The organism is Paenibacillus germinis (genome assembly GCF_013141785.1).
Classification (GTDB): domain Bacteria; phylum Bacillota; class Bacilli; order Paenibacillales; family NBRC-103111; genus Paenibacillus_E; species Paenibacillus_E phytorum.
The window spans coordinates 1-694 of record NZ_WHOC01000169.1 but is presented as its reverse complement, the minus strand read 5'-3'; the positions used below and the strand labels follow the sequence as shown (position 1 = coordinate 694).

Here is a 694-nt window from a genome sequence, read left to right as displayed (position 1 = left end):
TAACTTACTTAAAATCTACTTGAAAGGGAATGGTTGTTATGTTACGCACCATAAGAAATTTTTTTATCGCAATGTTATTCCTGTATTCAACTATTTTTTCATCTGGCAATGCGAATGCTTCTCTTAATAATCCCAATACAGATTCGTTTATGAATGCAAAGTACGGGTACTTTTTCCATTATCTTGCTGGTTATAATGACATTGCAGGATCTAATATCACAGAATGGAATAGTAGTGTAAATTCATTCGATGTCAATGCATTTGCTAATAATATGGCTGATGCGGGTGCTGGATACGTGATACTGACACTTGGTCAAAATAGTGGTTATTATAATTCTCCAAACGCGACATATGAAACATTAGCAGGGTACCCCATAGGGGTAAAAACTTCAGTTCGGGATCTTCCACTTGATCTCTACAATGCGTTAAGCCCGAAAGGGATTAAACTGATGCTTTACTTGCCTTCTAATGCTCCGGCTCATGATTCGTTTGCTGCAAATAATATGGGGTTGACCGTAAAGGGTGGGTTTGACTGGAATGTAAATAACGAATTCGGCGATAAATGGGCTCAGGTCATTCAGACCTGGTCAGATCGGTATGGCGACAAAATTGCTGGATGGTGGTTTGATGGCTATTATAGTTGGAATGGATTTAATTCAACGCATGCCCAGAAATATTCCCAAGCGGTGAAGCA

General features: G+C 39.0%; 1 protein-coding gene. It reads left to right on the top strand.

The features are described 5' to 3' along the window. Window positions 1–38: 38 nt before the first annotated feature. The coding region (locus GC102_RS33075; RefSeq protein WP_216628247.1) for an alpha-L-fucosidase at window positions 39–694 on the top strand (656 nt) is incomplete at its 3' end.